This is a genomic window from Enterobacter sp. Y17 (genome assembly GCF_019730495.1).
Classification (GTDB): domain Bacteria; phylum Pseudomonadota; class Gammaproteobacteria; order Enterobacterales; family Enterobacteriaceae; genus Enterobacter; species Enterobacter asburiae_B.
The window spans coordinates 430,128-447,039 of sequence record NZ_JAASKP010000001.1; the positions used below are offsets into that span (position 1 = coordinate 430,128).

Consider the following 16,912-nt stretch of genomic DNA (forward strand, 5'->3'; position numbering starts at 1 on the left):
TCCCGGCGGAAGAGGGGTGCTGTATTACTTAGCCAGAACTTCCTGCGCGGTGCGCTCAACCAGAGACAGCAGGATTTTAATATCTTCCAGCGTCACGGTTGGGTTCAGCAGCGTCAGCTTCAGGCAGGTGACGCCGTTGTGCTCGGTCACACCAACGTTCGCACGGCCGGATTCCAGCAGCGCATCACCAATTTTCTGGTTCAGCAGGGCGATGCCCGCGTCATCCATCTGCACCTTTCCGCGGAAGCGGAACAGAACGCTTGCCAGCTGTGGCTGCATAACCAGTTCCAGAGCAGGCTGCTCTTTCACGTAGGCTGCAACCTGCTGCGCCAGGGTCACGCCGTGGTCGATGATCGCCGCGTATTGCTCCTGACCCAGCGCTTCCAGGCTCATCCACAGCTTCAGCGCGTCAAAACGACGGGTGGTCTGCAGAGATTTGGACACCAGGTTAGGCACGCCGGCTTCTTCGTCGAACTCGGAGTTCAGGTAGGCCGCCTGATAGCGCATCAGCTCATAGTGACGCGCTTCTTTCAGCAGGAACGCGCCGCAGCTGATGGTCTGGAAGAACTGCTTGTGGAAGTCCAGGGTGACGGAATCCACCAGCTCGATGCCGTCCAGGTAGTGACGATACTGCTCAGACATCAGCAGCGCGCCGCCCCAGGCCGCATCAACGTGTACCCAGATGTTCTGCTTCGCGGCCAGCTCTGCAATCGCACGCAGCGGGTCGATAGCACCGGCATCGGTGGTACCTGCCGTTGCGACGATCGCCAGAATCTGCTCGCCGTTCGCGTTGCACTGCTCAATTTTCGCTGCCAGATCGGTCAGATCCATGCGGGAGAATTCGTCCGTTTTCACCTGCACGACGGACTGGTAGCCCAGACCCATCAGCGCCATGTTTTTCTGCACAGAGAAGTGTGCGTTTTCAGAGCACAGCACGCGAATTTTACGCAGATCGCCGACCAGGCCGTCCTGCTGAACGGAGTGACCCTGACGCGCGAAGAACGCATCGCGAGCCAGCATCAGGCCCATCAGGTTGCTCTGGGTGCCGCCGCTGGTGAAGACACCTGCGTCGCCGGCCTGATAACCCACGCGGGTACGCAGCCACTCGATCAGCTTGATCTCGATAATGGTTGCGGACGGGCTTTGATCCCAGGAGTCCATACTCTGGTTAGTGGCGTTGATCAGCACTTCCGCCGCCTGGCTTACGACCAGGCTTGGGCAGTGCAGGTGCGCCACACACTGCGGGTGATGAACGGACAAGCTGTCTTTCAGGAAGAACTCCACGGCGCGTTCAATCGCCGCTTCGTTGCCCAGCCCTTTCGGGTTGAAATCCAGCTTAATGCGGTCGCGCAGCTCTGCGACCGTTTTGCCCTGGTACATCTCAGGCTGTTTCAGCCACTGCATCACAGCCTGAGTGCTTTGTTCGATCGCCTGCTGGTAAGCTTCAATGCTCTGCGCAGAGGAGAACAAAATTGGGTTTGAATCAGACATCGTAATCAATAACTCCGGTTACGCCGGGCGAACGCCCGCAGCAAGCAGTGCCTGCTCAAATTTATCCAGGAAGATTTTCAGCTCTTCGTCGCTGATCAGCAGAGACGGCAGCAGACGCAGAACGATACCGTTACGGCCACCGCGCTCCAGAATCAGACCGGCTTCGAAGCACTTCTTCTGAATCAGAGCAGACAGCTCGCCGTCGCCCGGGAAGCAGCCCATGTGGTCAGCGGCTTCGTGTGGCTTAACGATCTCAATACCGATCATCATGCCCAGACCGCGCACGTGGCCGATAACAGGATAGCGTTTCGCCATCTCTTTCAGCTGGCCTTTCAGCCATTCGCCCTGAGCGGCAACTTTGCCCGCGATGTTCTGATCTTTCAGGATTTTCAGCGTCGTCAGACCGGTTGCCATCGCCAGCTGGTTGCCGCGGAAGGTACCGGTGTGGTGGCCTGGCGCCCATGCGTCGAACTGCTTTTTGATACCGAGCACGGCCAGCGGCAGACCGCCACCTACGGCTTTAGACATCACGATGATGTCTGGCTCAATGCCCGCATGCTCGAAGGCGAAGAATTTACCGGTACGGGCAAAGCCAGCCTGAACTTCGTCGAGGATCAGCAGAATGCCGTGTTCCTGAGTCACTTTACGGATGCGCTGCAGCCACTCAGCCGGAGCCGGGTTCACGCCGCCTTCGCCCTGAACGGCCTCCAGAATCACCGCAGCAGGTTTACGCACGCCGCTTTCAACGTCGTTGATCAGGTTATCGAAGTAGTACGTCAGCGCTTTCACGCCCGCTTCACCACCGATACCCAGCGGGCAACGGTACTCGTGCGGGTAAGGCATGAACTGCACTTCTGGCATCATACCGTCAACCGCTTCTTTCGGAGACAGGTTGCCGGTCACGGACAGCGCGCCGTGGGTCATACCGTGGTAACCACCAGAGAAGCTGATGATACCGCTACGACCGGTCACTTTTTTCGCCAGCTTCAGCGCCGCTTCAACGGCGTCAGCACCGGATGGACCGGTGAACTGCAGGCAGTACTCTTTGCCCTGACCAGGCAGCAGAGAGAGCAGGTATTCAGAAAACGCGTCTTTCAGAGGCGTAGTCAGATCCAGGGTATGTAACGGCAAGCCGCTGGTAATGACATTTTGGATGCTTTTCAGCACATCAGGATGGTTATGGCCAAGCGCAAGGGTCCCAGCGCCTGCTAAACAGTCAAGGTATTCTTTATTATCTGCATCGGTGATCCACACGCCTTCTGCTTTAGTGATGGCTAAAGGCAGTTTGCGCGGATAACTCCTGACGTTAGATTCAAACTCGGCCTGACGGGCCAGATAGGTTTCGTTGCTTTTGTGGGCATCTACGGTGTCAATACGGACTTTATCCGTCATCATATCACTCCTACAACCGCCGCTTCGTTATGAGCCACGATTGAATAAAAAGTTAAAAAACAGATGGGGGCCTGAAAAAAACGCCGCCAATATAGAGCCTTTTGCCACGGGGCTCAATGGTTAATTTGTTTACTGTTTTGTGACATGGCGCTCAGGGGAGGGGATATCCCCTTTTTAAGAAAGAAAATTGCACTTTATGGTAAAGAAAAACAGACTGTTACGTGTGTTCTGCCCTGACTGTAAATTCATAAAAAAGAGTGTGACAAATCGTGCCATTCGCTGACCGAAAAGGAGGCAGACTGCCTCCTTGTTCGCTTTATTTCTGCGACACCTGCAAAATGCCGTGGTTACGCCCCGTCGTCTTATTCCAGGACGCCGCCGTAATGCCGTTCTCATTAAGGCTTAGCGATATAACAAAACCATTACCGTGAATCTCATAGAAATGAGCATTCAGACGCTGAACGGTGGCCTTTTTGCCGTTAATGGTGGCGTTAAAAAAGCCATTTGAAATCGTGGCGTTAACCGCATCCGATGTAAAAGTGGCTTCACGCAAAGGGTCGTGGCCCGCAGCTGTTGCGTGCTGCGCCGCATTTTGGGCTTTTGTTTTGTGGATATCACAAGAGCCGTCATTCGCGTTCATCTCAGTACATCCTGAACGCTCTAATTGAGCACGATAGTGCGCGTTAATCGCATGAGCCGGTGTTGTCGCTACCGTCAACATCAGTGCAATCCATATTAATTGAGTTTTCATGGCTAAACTTTTGTTCACTTTATAAAACGCACAGATAATAGGAGACGTACATCATGCCGATCCAAATACCGACGCCAATCAGCATCAGATACAGGGTCGCTGAAATAATGATATGTCTGAGCATGTTTTTTCTGTCATCGCTATTCTTGCCGGAGGCAAGCAGGTTATTAACTTAATGGCGTAAGTTAATAATGCTTAAGTTGTATTTCGTTAAAAGCCCATTCCGACGCCAACTGACGCTCCCATATTATTGGCGGTATCATCAGAGAAGCTCACTTTCGCGATCACATGTGAACTAAAGTTAACGGATGCCCCAACGGCAAGGGCGCTTTCACTATTGTATGTGGCTCCGCCAGCAGAGAACATAACATGCTGATTCGTTTGTACCTGCGGTAATCCTGCCATCGCCATGGCACCTGAAATGCCGGCGTTGGCTTGCTTCTTATTATTATCTACTTCATCGTGCAGTGATTTAAATTGCTGGTTGGTATTGTTATTCATTGCCTGTAACGTCTGTTTCGTTGCCAGCAGATCCTGTGCGGTGGCGGTAACTGCCTGGGTATTATTAGCCACTTTAGTTTGTGTTACTGCGTCTACCTGCATGTGCGTCACGGTGGTCGTCACGCCATCTTTACCATCTACGCCGTTAGTGGGTTTAGGGGCATTTTCCAGGCTGTCAAGACGGTTATCTTGCACTTTGTTAACGTTTTCCATATTGATAATTTCTGTGCCGTTCGTCATAACGCCCTGTAAAGCCGCATCGCTTTTTTGATTGGCGGTATCTGCAAGCGCACCAGCAAGCAAGGCTTTTTGGTAAGCGTCATTTGTGGCTTGCTCAATAACCAAAACACCTAATTTAGTGGATTGAAGGTCGCTATCCACCTGCGTTAAGCGATTTTCAGTTGAGAGATCGCGAGCAATGCTATCGACCCTGTTTTGCGTAATTTGGTCTTGATGGTCATTCACAATATCTGTGATTGATGCGTCATCCCAAACGGCAGCAGCAGCGTTGGTAATATTCATGGCGCTACCGGCGACCACCCCAAATATAAAAACAAAAATAACAGATTTATTGAAAATTTTCATTCGAAGGACTCACATCATTAACGTATTAAAAAACAAAATTAATCAGAACAGTTTTGGCTTTAGTGGCATGTGGATATCTGTATTTCCGTATGTCAAAACAGAATATTCAATGCCCGGACCTTTTTTAGTGGCGTGAATAAACTATCGATTAAACCCAAATTGATGATTTTGATCTAAATCATAAATGATATGAATAAATGAAAGGGCAGGGTGCTGTATCGAGGAGGTTTATTTAATGTATACATTAACTTATGGATTGTGCGATAAATCAAGGGAAGCGTTAAGCTATTGATGAAAGTACAAATGTTTAATAGAGTTAAATAAATTAATACTGTCTTATTCTTTCATGCGAAAGAAGTTTATCTATCTTATAAAAGCGGAATGAGCACGTAATAAAAAATAAAAATAATAGTCTCAGCAAAAGTACGTAATAAAGTTTTTCAATAACGCATTAACAATTACTGAACCAGAATTAACTAAAGCGTAATAAATGTTGGCAAATGACGGGAAAGAGCGCCTGGAGATTTCCGCTGTGACAAACGGTGTGATAAATCGAAACTCCTTGCGCCTGGCCTGGGGGCGCGGTTACACTACATAACGTTAATGAGTTTTATAACTCACTGTTTTAAAAGTATTTTGACTCGGGGTGCCCTTCTTTGTGAAGGCTGAGAAATACCCGTATTACCTGATCTGGATAATGCCAGCGTAGGGAAGTCAGATGCCTTCCAGGTCATCGCTTCTTCACGCAAGGCAGGAGCGAACCCATGCAGCCTGACCTGCTCGATTTACACGTTTTACACCACTTCCGAACCCGTTCTCCACTGACCCACTGTATGACCAACGATGTCGTACAGATCTTTACGGCCAACGTTTTGCTGGCGCTTGGCGCATCACCCGCGATGGTGATTGAGGCCGAAGAGGCTGAACAGTTTGCCGGCATCGCCGATGCGCTGCTGATTAACGTCGGTACTCTGACCTCGCCGCGCGCCCAGTCGATGCGTCGGGCAATAGAAAGCGCGGTGGCGGCAGGCAAGCCCTGGACGCTGGACCCGGTTGCCGTGGGCGCCCTGACGTTCCGCACCCGCTTTTGCCATCAAATTCTTGCCCTGAAACCGGCCGCCATTCGCGGCAATGCCTCTGAAATTCTTGCCCTTGCCGGAATGAGCGCGGGCGGGCGCGGCGTCGATACAACCGATACCGCAGCCAGCGCGGTGCCCGCTGCACAGGCGCTGGCGCGCCAGACCAATGCCGTTGTGGTCGTCACCGGCGAGGTGGATTACATCACTGACGGGCAACGCACCCGCACGGTAACGGGCGGCGATCCGTTGATGACGCGCGTAGTGGGAACCGGATGCGCGCTTTCTGCCGTTGTGGCGGCGAGCTGCTCGCTGCCGGGCGACCGGATGGATAACGTCGCTGCCGGCTGCGGATGGATGAAGCGGGCCGGAACGGTGGCCGTTGCGCAGTCGCGTGGGCCTGGCAGTTTTGCCAGCGCGTTTCTGGATGCGCTCTATACGCTGGAGGAGCAGGCATGAAGCGGATTAACGCCCTGACCATTGCCGGCACCGATCCCAGCGGCGGCGCGGGTATCCAGGCCGATCTCAAAACCTTCTCGGCCCTTGGCGCGTACGGCTGCTCGGTCATTACCGCGCTGGTGGCGCAAAACACGCGCGGCGTGCAGTCGGTCTACCGTATCGAGCCGGATTTTGTTGCCGCGCAGCTGGATTCAGTGTTCAGCGATGTGCGCATCGATACCACCAAGATCGGCATGCTGGCCGAGACGGATATTGTGGAGGCGGTGGCCGAGCGGCTTAAACGCTATCAGGTGCAAAACGTGGTGCTGGATACCGTCATGCTGGCAAAAAGCGGCGACCCGCTGCTCTCCGCCTCCGCCGTGGAGACGCTGCGTACAAAGCTACTGCCGCAGGTGGCGCTTATCACGCCCAATCTGCCGGAAGCCGCCGCGCTGTTAGGCACATCGCATGCGCAAACTGAACGCGAGATGAAAGCGCAGGGAAACGCGCTGCTGGCGATGGGCTGCGGGGCGGTGCTGATGAAGGGCGGTCATCTGGATGATGCTGAAAGCCCGGACTGGCTCTTTACCCGCGACGGCGAAGTACGTTTTACCGCGCCGCGCGTGCAGACCAAAAACACCCACGGCACGGGCTGCACGCTCTCCGCCGCGCTGGCGGCACTGCGCCCGCGGCATGAAGGCTGGGCCGATACGGTGTGCGAAGCGAAAACCTGGCTCTCGGCGGCGCTGGCAAAAGCCGATACTCTGGAAGTGGGTCACGGTATTGGGCCGGTTCATCATTTTCATGCATGGTGGTAACCCAGTATACTGGCAGGAAACACCACGCCTGAGAAAACAGAGATGGAACAAGCGCATACCCGGTTAATCGCTCAACTGAATGAACGGATCGCCGCGCCTGACAACACGCCGCTGTACCTGAAATTTGCCGAAACGGTAAAAAGCGCGGTGCGCAGCGGGGTGCTGGAGCACGGGAATATTTTGCCCGGCGAGCGCGATCTGAGCCAGTTAACCGGTGTGTCGCGCATCACCGTACGAAAGGCGATGCAGGCGCTGGAGGAAGAGGGCGTAGTTACGCGCTCTCGTGGCTACGGCACGCAAATCAACAATATCTTTGAATATTCGCTGAAAGAGGCGCGCGGTTTTTCCCAGCAGGTAGTGCTGCGCGGCCAAAAGCCTAATACGCTGTGGGTCAACAAGCGGGTGGTGAAGTGCCCGGAAGAGGTCGCAAACCATCTGTCGGTCCCTCCGGACAGCGAGGTCTTTTTGCTCAAGCGCATTCGCTATGTGGATGACGATGCGGTGTCGATTGAAGAGTCCTGGGTGCCGGTTGGCCTCATTCCCGATCCGGATGCGATTGGCATTTCGCTGTACGATTACTTCCGTAGTCAGAATATTTTCCCGCAGCGCACCCGTTCACGGGTTAGCGCCCGCATGCCGGACAGCGAGTTTCAGGCGCACATTAAGATGGACGAAAAAATACCGGTGCTGGTGATCAAGCAGGTCGCGCTTGACCAACAGCACCGGCCGATTGAGTACAGCATCAGCTACTGTCGCAGCGATCTATACGTCTTTGTGTGCGAGGAGTAGCGCCTCGCGAGTCGGGGCGCAGTCCCCGCCGCGGTGGCTGACTACCCAGGACGCCACGGCATTCCCCAGCAGAACGGCGTCTGCCAGTGGCCATCCCGCCGCCAGCCCGGCAAGCGTGCCGCCCGCGTGGCTGTCGCCAGCGCCAATGGTGTCCACAACCGTCGCCGGGAACGCCGGAACAACGCCCGCATCGTCGCCGTCATACCACGCGGCACCGTCTTTATCATGACGCACAATCAGCGCGGCGCCGAAGCGCTGCTGCCACTCCGCACCCAGGTTGTCAGCCGCTACGCCCAGTCGTTCGGCTGCGATCTCTGCTTCCTGACGATTAAGCGACACGATCGGCCTGCAGGCCATAATCCGCGCCATCAGAGCGTCGGGAATATCCGCGATGCGGGGGCCGAAATCGATAAAGGCCGTCACGTCCTGTAATCCCTCCAGCCAGCGTGTCAGCAGTTCGCCGCACGGCGAGGCGAGCTGATAGCCGGATAAATAGACCAGGCTGTTCGACGGGATGTTAAGCACATCAAGCCAGCGCTGCTGCCACTGGTTCTCCACGCCGCTAAAGGACATAAAGGTGCGCTCGCCGTCTGGCTCCACCAGCGCCAGGCACCAGCCGTTGTCGCCGGTTTCGGCCTCAATGGCGCTGTGCAGATCCTGCTTCGCCATCGCGTTGCGGATAATATCCGCCCAGACGCCGTGGCCGACGGGCAGGGCGTTTTGCGACGCAATGCCGAGCCGTTTCAGGGCGATGGCAATGTTCAGCGCGCAGCCGCCGATATTCACGCCCTGCTGTTTGAGTTCGATATCGCACCCGCGCCAGGGCAGGGCGTAGGCGTCGGCGATGACGTCAATCACCGCCGCGCCCAGCACCGTCACCGGCCGCGCGGCGTGCAGAGTGTCGAGACGTTGGGCAAACGAATTCATACGCCCTCCCTTTGCTCCCGGTAGTGCAGCAGTTTCGCGCAATAGTGGCCGAAATCGAGCCGGTTAACGGCGTCGAGCTCGGCCTTCAGCGCCGGGTCAATGGCCTGGACGCCGTGGAGCGCGCCGCAGATGGCCGTCGCCATCGCGCCAATGGTGTCGGTGTCGCCGCCCAGATTGGCGCATAAAACCGCGCAGCGGTTCGGGTCGGTTCCCGCCAGTTCGACCATCGCAATGGCCGCCGGAACGGACTCAATGGTGCTGGTTCCGGCCCCCACGAGCTGGTACACCTGCTCGCTGGCGGACTCAACCCCGTTGGCTTCCCGCACGGTCTTAAGCGCCAGCTCAATACGTGCCGCCAGCGATGCGCTGAAGGTGGTGGTTTTCGCCTCCTGCGCATAGCGGGCGATACCCGGCAGCGCATCGACGATGTTCTGCCAGCTTTCGCCGTCGATAGCGCGGGAAACCGCCCAGGCAATCACCACCGCGCCGGCAATGGCGAGGTCGGATTTATGGGTCGGGCTGGAGGCCAGCGCTACCTGCTCAACAAAGTGTTCCAGACGCGTGGCCGGAAGCAGGCAGCCCAGCGGGGAGGCGCGCATCGCCGCCCCGTTAGTCACGCCGTTGTTGTCCAGTTCGCTAACCGGCTTGCCGTCGCGAATCGCGTTAAGCGCGATTTTGGAGGTCGGGCCGAGCACGTTCTTATTAAACGCGTCGAAATCGAGCGCCCAGCGCAGAATATGCTTGCCGATAACGTCCGCGTTAATCTCCCCGTCGCACTCGATGAGCGCGTCCGCCAGGCACAGCGCCATTGAGGTATCGTCGGTGAACTCTGCCTGTTTGAAATAGCAGGCCGCATTGTTCTCTGCCGGGCCGGGTAAAAAGCGGTCGATCCAGCCGAAATGCGCCTTGACGCGCTTTCTCGGCCACAGCTCCGACGGCATGCCCATCGCATCCCCTAACGCCTGCCCGTAAAGGGCACCGAGAACACGTTCTTGTTTCATTTAACTTCCCCTTGTGTCAGCGCGGCATCGCCATCAACCACCGCAATGGCGGCGATCTCTTTATCCGATTCGCGGAAAAACAGCATAAACAGCACGGCAATCACGGCAATCATGACTGCACCAAACGTCCACATTCCGGCCCAGTTGAAGGTCAGCCCATTCACCGGCTCTTTGTATGCGAACATTTTTTCCATCATCACGCCGCCCAGGCGGTAACCCAGCAGGCTACCAAAGCCCTGACAGCACAGCGTAATCAGGCCCTGCGCGGCGGTGCGCATGTGCACCGGCGCTTTTTTGTCCACGTAGATGTACGCGGTGACGTAATAGAAGTCGTAGCTCACGCCGTGCAGCAGAATGCCGAGGAACAGCAGGGCGTAGGTGAAGTACTGTTCCGCTCCACCGTAAACAAAGAACCCGTAGCGGATGGCGGCGGTAATCAGGCCCAGCAGTAAGACCTTCTTAATACCAAAGCGTTTGGTAAAGAACGGCAGGGCGAGCATAAAGAAGATTTCGGAGAACTGGCCGAGCGTCATCCAGCCGGTGGCGTTTTTCATCCCCACTTCGGTGAGATAGCCGTTGGCGAAGATGTAATAGAAGGCCAGCGGCATGGCGAACAGGAACGAGCAGAAGAAGAACACCAGGAAGTTTCTGTCGCGCAGCAGGATCAGCGCGTCCAGCCCGAGCATCACTTTGAAATCCAGCTTGCCGGTACTTTTCGGCGGCGTATTCGGCAGGAACAGGGCAAACACGCCGAGCAGGGCGGAGCTGGCTGCCGTCATCAGCAGCGGGATGTTGGTGTCGGAAATATCGCTGTAGCCCAGCATCTGCGGCAGGAAACCGCACGCCAGCCCGGAGGCGATCCAGCCGATGGTACCCATCACGCGGATGCGCGGGAAATCGGCCTCAACGTCGTCCACGTTGGCAAAGGCGATACTGTTGGTCAGCGCGATGGTTGGCATATAGGTCAGGGAGTAAACCAGCAGCAGCGGGAAGAAGGTGCTGAACTGGGTTTGCTGCGCGGCGAAGTACATCAGAATGGCTCCGGCGAACATCAGCACTGACAGCACTTTCTGCGCGGCGAAGAAGCGGTCCGTCAGCGAGCCGACCAGAATCGGGGAGAGGATCGCGGCAATAGCGGTACAGGCGTAAGACCAGCCGATTTCCCCGGCGGTAAAACCGCTTTTGCTCAGCCACAGCCACAGCGGCACAAACCACGCGCCCCAGATAAACCATTCAACAAACATCATGAATGACAGTTGGACTTTCGTTTTCATTTTTTAATCCTGCATGTCAGAGAGGGTACGCCTTTAACATACCACTCAATAATACCTTTTAAATACCTTTGTGGCGATTGTTTGATCAATGTAACAGTTTTGTTGTACACGAATCGAGCCAGCAGATTGTGCTGAAAAAAAAAGCAAAGAGTGGAAAATCTGTTAAGTCGGTACCAGGCTTAGTCTGCCCATAAAAGATGGGACTGGATAAACACACACCGACACGACGTCGGACTTACGGGAGTATCACATGACTGATATTGCGCAGTTGCTTGGCAAAGACGCCGACAGCCTTTTACAGCATCGTTGTATGACCATTCCAGCCGATCAGCTGTATCTGCCTGGTCACGACTACGTTGACCGCGTGATGATCGATAACAACCGTCCGCCTGCGGTCCTGCGAAATATGCAGACGCTTTACAACACCGGGCGGCTCGGCGGCACCGGGTATCTCTCTATTCTGCCGGTGGACCAGGGCGTGGAACACTCTGCGGGCGCCTCTTTTGCGGCGAACCCGCTCTACTTCGATCCGAAGAACATTGTTGAGCTGGCGATTGAAGCGGGCTGTAACTGCGTGGCGTCCACCTACGGCGTGCTGGCCTCGGTTTCGCGTCGCTATGCCCACCGCATTCCGTTCCTTGTGAAGCTGAACCATAACGAAACTCTTAGCTACCCAACCGAATATGACCAGACCCTCTACGCGAGCGTCGAGCAGGCGTTCAACATGGGCGCGGTGGCGGTAGGGGCGACGATTTACTTCGGCTCCGAACAGTCCCGTCGTCAGATTGAAGAGATCTCCGCGGCGTTTGAGCGCGCGCACGAGCTGGGCATGGTCACCGTGCTGTGGGCATATCTGCGCAACAGCGCGTTCAAGAAAGACGGCGTGGATTACCATGTATCCGCCGACCTGACCGGGCAGGCGAACCACCTGGCGGCGACCATCGGCGCGGATATCGTGAAGCAGAAAATGGCCGAGAATAACGGCGGCTACAAAGCGGTGAACTTTGGCTACACCGACGATCGCGTCTACAGCAAGCTGACCAGCGATAACCCGATCGACCTGGTGCGCTACCAGCTGGCGAACTGCTACATGGGCCGTGCGGGGCTGATCAACTCCGGCGGCGCGGCGGGCGGTGATACCGACCTGTCAGACGCGGTGCGTACGGCGGTGATCAACAAACGCGCGGGCGGCATGGGCCTGATCCTTGGCCGCAAGGCGTTTAAGAAATCGATGGCCGACGGCGTGAAGCTGCTCAATGCGGTTCAGGACGTCTATCTGGACAGCAAAGTCACGATTGCCTGACGGCTCCATCTCCCTCTCCCCGGTGGGAGAGGGTTGGGTGAGGGCATCATTGCTCACCGTGTGATACATCAGCGCAAAAGCACGCAGTCCGGCGGTAGCCGGCACTGCAGCGCGCCGGGCAACACCTCAATGCGGAACTGCGTTCCGCTCAGCGGCTCTCCGTCGAGGTTAAAGGTCATCCCGTGCGGCGCATTCACTTCAAACCACGCCGATTTCCCGGCGATGATATTTGGACTCTCTTCCGGCTGCGTCAGCGTGGTAAACAGCGCGGGCAGCAGGCCGTCGCCCGTGAAAATACGCAGCTGGAGCTGACCGTCATTAATCAGCGCCTCCGGGCAGAGCTGCTGTCCGCCGCCCGCCTGACGCCCGTTGCCAATCCCAATCACCAGCGCATCACCCTGCCACTGAAAATCCTCGCCGCGAATTTCGCAGCGGTCAGGCTTGAGGGTGTCCATGCGCATCAGGCCGTGGATCAGGTATGACACGCCGCCCAGCGCCGCCTTCAGCTTTTCCGGCGTTTCGCTGGTGATGCGCGTGCCAAACCCGCCCGTCGCCATATTGATAAAGCAGGTTTTATCATTCACCTGCGCAATATCCACAGCGGTGGCCTTGCCGAGGATCGCCAGCTGGAGCGCTTTCTCCAGCTCTTCCGGGATCCCGGCGCTGGTGGCAAAATCATTGGCGGTGCCGAGCGGTAAAATACCCATCACCGGCCGGTTTGCCGGGGGCAGGTCGATAAGCGCTGACGCAATCTCATTGATGGTGCCATCGCCGCCGCCGGAAATGATGGTGCTGACGCCAAGCCCGAGGGCTTCATTGATATAGCGTGCCGCGTCGCCTTTTTCCCACGTCACCCTGACGTGAATGCGCGCGCCATCGTCACGCAAACCCTGAATTGCCTGACGCAACAGATCGTTGCCCGCGCTTTTGCCATTGAGAATCAATAAACTGTCTGGATAGGTTGCCATCCGCGCTGCTCCCTTTTTTAGCGTTAGTAAGAGTGTATAGCAGAGAGGAAAAAAGCGGGTAAGAACAGGATGAAAGGAACAAAATATGCCCGAAAGCGCGTTACACTCCAGCGATGGTAGTAACGTAATCACAGGAAAGTGATGATGAATAAAATTTTGGTAAGCGCGTGCCTTATGGGCTTTAAGGTTCGTTATAACGGAAGTGAAAAAGCGCGAATGAACGAGCTGCTCGCTCGCTGGCAGCAGGAACAACGTCTGGTTATCCACTGCCCTGAACTTGCGGCCGGGATGCCTGTACCTCGTCCTCCGGCAGAGATTATGTCCGCTGATGGCAAAGACGTAATGCACGGGCAAGCCAGAATTACTGAAAATACAGGGCAGGATGTGACTGAGCAGTATCAGCTTGCAGCCTGGCTCGCGCTACGCGCTGCTCAGGTGTCGGGGTGTAGCGCAGCGCTATTAACCGATGGCAGCCCCACGTGCGGCAGTCAGTTTATTTATGACGGATCTTTTCGCGGGATCCATAAAGCGGGGAGGGGTGTGGCTGCATCGTTGCTCGCGGAGCATGGGATAGCCGTATTCTCTGAGGGGCAAATCGACGAGCTTATTGCCTGGATTGAGGAGAGAGAAGGCAAAAAATAAGCCCGCGTAAGGGAGATTACGCAGGCTAAGGAGGTGGTTCCTGGTACAGCTAGCATTTATGGGTTATGTTTTTCAGCGGGGGGATAATACCCGTATTGAACGAAGCGGTATGTGATCCGATTCTAAGAATTATCCCAGCGCGAAAAAATTTACCTGATTAACTATTTGCCGTGTGGGTTTCGGGTGCTTTCACCGTTGAAGTTACGCATCAGCAGCGCAAACTTCAGCTCCACCTCTTCCGGAACCGGCAGCCAGACGGTATGCCCGTCGCCCGGCGCCACGTCAATCGCCTCGCCTTTGCCGTTTTCCAGATGCTCCAGCGTAAAGTTCATGTTGCCCTGCGGGGTCATCAGCTCCAGGCTGTCGCCTTTGGTGAATTTGTTTTTCACCGCGACGGCCGCCAGCGCGCCTTTGCGCTCGCCGGTAAAGTCACCGACAAACTGCTGGCGCTCGGAAACGGAGTAGCCGTGCTCGTAGTTCTGGTAGTCATCGTGAGTATGACGACGCAGGAAGCCCTCGGTATAGCCGCGGTGCGCCAGGCCTTCCAGGGTTTCCAGCAGGCTGGTATCGAACGGTTTACCTGCCGCCGCGTCGTCGATGGCTTTGCGGTACACCTGTGCGGTACGCGCGCAGTAGTAATAGGATTTGGTGCGGCCTTCGATCTTCAGAGAGTGCACGCCCATCTGGGTCAGACGCTCGACGTGGGCGATGGCGCGCAGATCTTTCGAGTTCATGATGTAGGTGCCGTGCTCGTCTTCAAAGGCGGTCATGTACTCGCCCGGACGTTTGGCTTCTTCAATCATAAACACGCTGTCGGTTGGCGCGCCGATGCCCAGCGTCGGCTCAACGTTGGTTACCGGAATAGGCTCGTGCTTGTGCACGATATTACCGACGTCATCCTCTTTGCCTTCCTGGACGTTATATTCCCAGCGGCAGGCGTTGGTGCAGGTGCCCTGGTTCGGGTCGCGCTTGTTGATATAGCCGGAGAGCAGGCAGCGGCCGGAGTAGGCCATGCAAAGCGCGCCGTGAACGAAGATTTCGATTTCCATATCCGGCACCTGGGTGCGGATCTCTTCGATCTCTTCCAAAGAAAGTTCGCGGGACAGGATGACGCGGGTCAGCCCCATCTGCTTCCAGAATTTCACCGTTGCCCAGTTGACGGCGTTAGCCTGGACGGAGAGGTGAATATCCATCTCCGGGAAATTCTCCCGAACCAGCATGATTAAACCCGGGTCCGACATGATCAGCGCGTCCGGCCCCATATCCACCACCGGCTTCAGGTCGCGGATGAACGTTTTCAGCTTGGCGTTGTGCGGCGCGATGTTCACGACCACGTAGAATTTTTTGCCCAGGGCATGCGCTTCGTTGATGCCGAGCTGCAGGTTCTCGTGGTTGAATTCGTTGTTGCGCACGCGCAGCGAGTAGCGCGGCTGGCCCGCATAAACGGCGTCGGCACCATAGGCGAAAGCGTAACGCATATTTTGCAGCGTTCCCGCCGGGGAAAGGAGTTCCGGTTTAAACATGTTTGTTCTCGTTCTGATGACAGGTCAGATCCGCGTGCACCAGGTGCAGCGGTAAGGGGAGATCCCCCACTTTAAGGGCGGGCATTGTAGCGCCGCGGGGCAGGGAGGTAAAGCGTCGAGTCGTATCACCGCCCATCCGGCGTGTACGCATATTTTTAGGTATTGTCTTTACCATCTGGCTTGAAAGACCGAGGCAATGCCGTTTCCCGCTTTCAGTACAAGCGTGGACTGAACGTCATTGCTTTTGCTTAATTCGAATCAACCAGATACAGGAAAACTAACTGATATTGAGATCGTGTATAACTTTTGAGCGTCATCAAGTCGTCTGTTCAGGAACCTATCTGAATACGTAGCTTGATTAATGAAGAGAAAAAGACGGAATCTGTTTATGAACCGTTACCATTTGTCAGGGGAAGAGTATGGCGAGGCTGGATTTCTGTGAACTTGCTTCTGCAAGCGCAGATACTGCAGATAGCGACCAATTTGAGAAGTTCGCAAAAATATTCATGGAAAAAATTTTGGGAGGGATTGTAACTAAAGGCCCAAGCCGGGGGGCGGATGGTGGCATAGATATACGGGTTGAGTTTGATATTGCCGGATGTCGAATTGCCAAACTTGTTAGCTGCAAACACTACGCTCCTTCTAAAAAGTCCGTTGGTCGCAGTGATGAAGAGGACATTCAGGACAGACTTGCTGAATTTGAATGTGATGAGTTTGTTGGATTTTATTCCACCATTGCATCGTCCGGACTTGAGCAAAAACTGGAGCGACTGAAAGCTAAAAAAGGGATTTTGTACCAGATTTATAATTCAGAGGATATTGAAACCTTATTACTGGAAAATCATGCGGGCTTTCAGTTAGCAAAGCGTTTTTTTCCTCGTTCAGTACAAAATATATTACCACAATTTATTGCTCTACTGCCCACCTTCACATCCTGTGACGCAGTGCGTCATTCTTCAGGTTGGATAGTCCCGGATGTTTATAGTGACTACGAGCCACGGGTCTACGCCTGTAATGCTAATTTAGCTGCACAGTATGCAAATGAGAAGGCGATGAATGATATCCATGAACCTATGTTCTTGCAGGCATGGAAAGATGCCGTCCATATGTTTTCAGATTATTTCATTATCCCTGCTGCCGGTATTAACAGTGTAAGCAATATTAATGAATTACCACCGGACTGGGATACTTCAGACGATATAATAAATTTATCCGCCGGGAAACGATGGGCACTTTTGGCTATCTGGAGTTTTTTTGATGATAAAAAGGTTAATGCTATTTTGAAGAAAATGCATAAACATCCTTCTCAGCAAGATTTGAACGTTATTAGCTTCGCTTTCCTGGCGATGATAACTGGCACCGAGCGTCGCGATGTATTAGCGCGACTTTTTGCTTATGCTACACCTTTTCGTTCCTGGTAAGGCCACAGTTTT

Annotated in this window: 15 protein-coding genes and 1 riboswitch; of the genes, 6 read left to right on the forward strand and 9 right to left on the reverse strand. The window is 55.0% G+C overall.

Annotation, left to right across the window (positions count from 1 at the left end; all coding sequences use genetic code 11):
* Window positions 1-24: 24 nt before the first annotated feature.
* From HCH49_RS01935 to HCH49_RS22155, 4 genes are all read right to left on the reverse strand, one after another.
* Window positions 25-1,491, reverse strand: coding sequence for an aspartate aminotransferase family protein (locus HCH49_RS01935; RefSeq protein ID WP_167819176.1), 1,467 nt, complete (start codon window positions 1,489-1,491; stop codon window positions 25-27).
* Between the two features lie 18 nt (window positions 1,492-1,509).
* Window positions 1,510-2,886: a diaminobutyrate--2-oxoglutarate transaminase gene (locus tag HCH49_RS01940; RefSeq protein WP_014884533.1), complete on the reverse strand. Its 1,377-nt coding sequence runs from the start codon at window positions 2,884-2,886 to the stop codon at window positions 1,510-1,512.
* A 313-nt stretch (window positions 2,887-3,199) separates the two neighbouring features.
* Window positions 3,200-3,634: a hypothetical protein gene (locus tag HCH49_RS01945; RefSeq protein WP_087823014.1), complete on the reverse strand. Its 435-nt coding sequence runs from the start codon at window positions 3,632-3,634 to the stop codon at window positions 3,200-3,202.
* Between the two features lie 210 nt (window positions 3,635-3,844).
* A complete protein-coding gene (locus tag HCH49_RS22155) occupies window positions 3,845-4,720 on the reverse strand; it encodes a YadA C-terminal domain-containing protein (RefSeq protein WP_260454017.1) in 876 nt (291 codons plus the stop codon).
* Window positions 4,721-5,352: 632 nt separating this feature from the next.
* Window positions 5,353-5,449, forward strand: a riboswitch (TPP riboswitch).
* A gap of 35 nt (window positions 5,450-5,484) precedes the next feature.
* On the opposite strand from HCH49_RS22155, the gene thiM reads away from it, so the two are divergent.
* From thiM to HCH49_RS01965, 3 genes are read left to right on the forward strand one after another with little or no spacing between them, the layout of a single operon-like run.
* Window positions 5,485-6,255, forward strand: a complete 771-nt coding sequence (gene thiM, locus HCH49_RS01955) for a hydroxyethylthiazole kinase (RefSeq protein WP_221702079.1) — start codon at window positions 5,485-5,487, stop codon at window positions 6,253-6,255.
* Window positions 6,252-7,052, forward strand: a complete 801-nt coding sequence (gene thiD / locus HCH49_RS01960; RefSeq protein WP_167819284.1) for a bifunctional hydroxymethylpyrimidine kinase/phosphomethylpyrimidine kinase — start codon at window positions 6,252-6,254, stop codon at window positions 7,050-7,052. Before thiM ends, thiD begins: the two co-directional genes overlap by 4 nt.
* A gap of 42 nt (window positions 7,053-7,094) precedes the next feature.
* A complete protein-coding gene (locus tag HCH49_RS01965; protein ID WP_221702080.1) occupies window positions 7,095-7,841 on the forward strand; it encodes a GntR family transcriptional regulator in 747 nt (248 codons plus the stop codon).
* On the opposite strand, the gene HCH49_RS01970 is transcribed toward HCH49_RS01965, so the two are convergent.
* Genes HCH49_RS01970 through HCH49_RS01980 form a run of 3 tightly spaced genes read right to left on the reverse strand, consistent with a single transcriptional unit; the run spans window position 7,815 to window position 11,043 of the window.
* Window positions 7,815-8,768 (reverse strand): PfkB family carbohydrate kinase, encoded by a 954-nt coding sequence (locus HCH49_RS01970; RefSeq protein WP_033145999.1) that lies wholly within the window; start codon window positions 8,766-8,768, stop codon window positions 7,815-7,817. The two genes, HCH49_RS01965 and HCH49_RS01970, sit on opposite strands and share 27 nt — an antisense overlap.
* Window positions 8,765-9,769 carry an ADP-ribosylglycohydrolase family protein gene (locus HCH49_RS01975; protein WP_221702081.1) on the reverse strand — a complete coding sequence of 335 codons (1,005 nt, stop codon included), beginning with the start codon at window positions 9,767-9,769 and terminating at the stop codon, window positions 8,765-8,767. The genes HCH49_RS01970 and HCH49_RS01975 overlap by 4 nt, the downstream gene beginning before the upstream one ends.
* Window positions 9,766-11,043, reverse strand: coding sequence for a nucleoside permease (locus tag HCH49_RS01980; protein ID WP_221702087.1), 1,278 nt, complete (start codon window positions 11,041-11,043; stop codon window positions 9,766-9,768). Before HCH49_RS01980 ends, HCH49_RS01975 begins: the two co-directional genes overlap by 4 nt.
* A gap of 250 nt (window positions 11,044-11,293) precedes the next feature.
* On the opposite strand from HCH49_RS01980, the gene fbaB reads away from it, so the two are divergent.
* Window positions 11,294-12,346 carry a class I fructose-bisphosphate aldolase gene (fbaB, locus tag HCH49_RS01985; protein ID WP_221702091.1) on the forward strand — a complete coding sequence of 351 codons (1,053 nt, stop codon included), beginning with the start codon at window positions 11,294-11,296 and terminating at the stop codon, window positions 12,344-12,346.
* 68 nt (window positions 12,347-12,414) lie between these two features.
* On the opposite strand, the gene yegS is transcribed toward fbaB, so the two are convergent.
* Window positions 12,415-13,314, reverse strand: coding sequence for a lipid kinase YegS (gene yegS, locus HCH49_RS01990; protein WP_033145995.1), 900 nt, complete (start codon window positions 13,312-13,314; stop codon window positions 12,415-12,417).
* A 141-nt stretch (window positions 13,315-13,455) separates the two neighbouring features.
* Between yegS and HCH49_RS01995 the strand changes: the two genes are divergently transcribed.
* Entirely contained in the window at window positions 13,456-13,956 is a 501-nt protein-coding gene (locus HCH49_RS01995; protein WP_221702092.1) for a DUF523 domain-containing protein, read from the forward strand.
* A 161-nt stretch (window positions 13,957-14,117) separates the two neighbouring features.
* On the opposite strand, the gene yegQ is transcribed toward HCH49_RS01995, so the two are convergent.
* Window positions 14,118-15,479 (reverse strand): tRNA 5-hydroxyuridine modification protein YegQ, encoded by a 1,362-nt coding sequence (gene yegQ / locus HCH49_RS02000; protein WP_023312421.1) that lies wholly within the window; start codon window positions 15,477-15,479, stop codon window positions 14,118-14,120.
* Window positions 15,480-15,898: 419 nt separating this feature from the next.
* Between yegQ and HCH49_RS02005 the strand changes: the two genes are divergently transcribed.
* On the forward strand, window positions 15,899-16,900 hold the full coding sequence (locus HCH49_RS02005) for a hypothetical protein (RefSeq protein WP_048976170.1): 1,002 nt from the start codon (window positions 15,899-15,901) through the stop codon (window positions 16,898-16,900).
* Window positions 16,901-16,912: the final 12 nt, after the last annotated feature.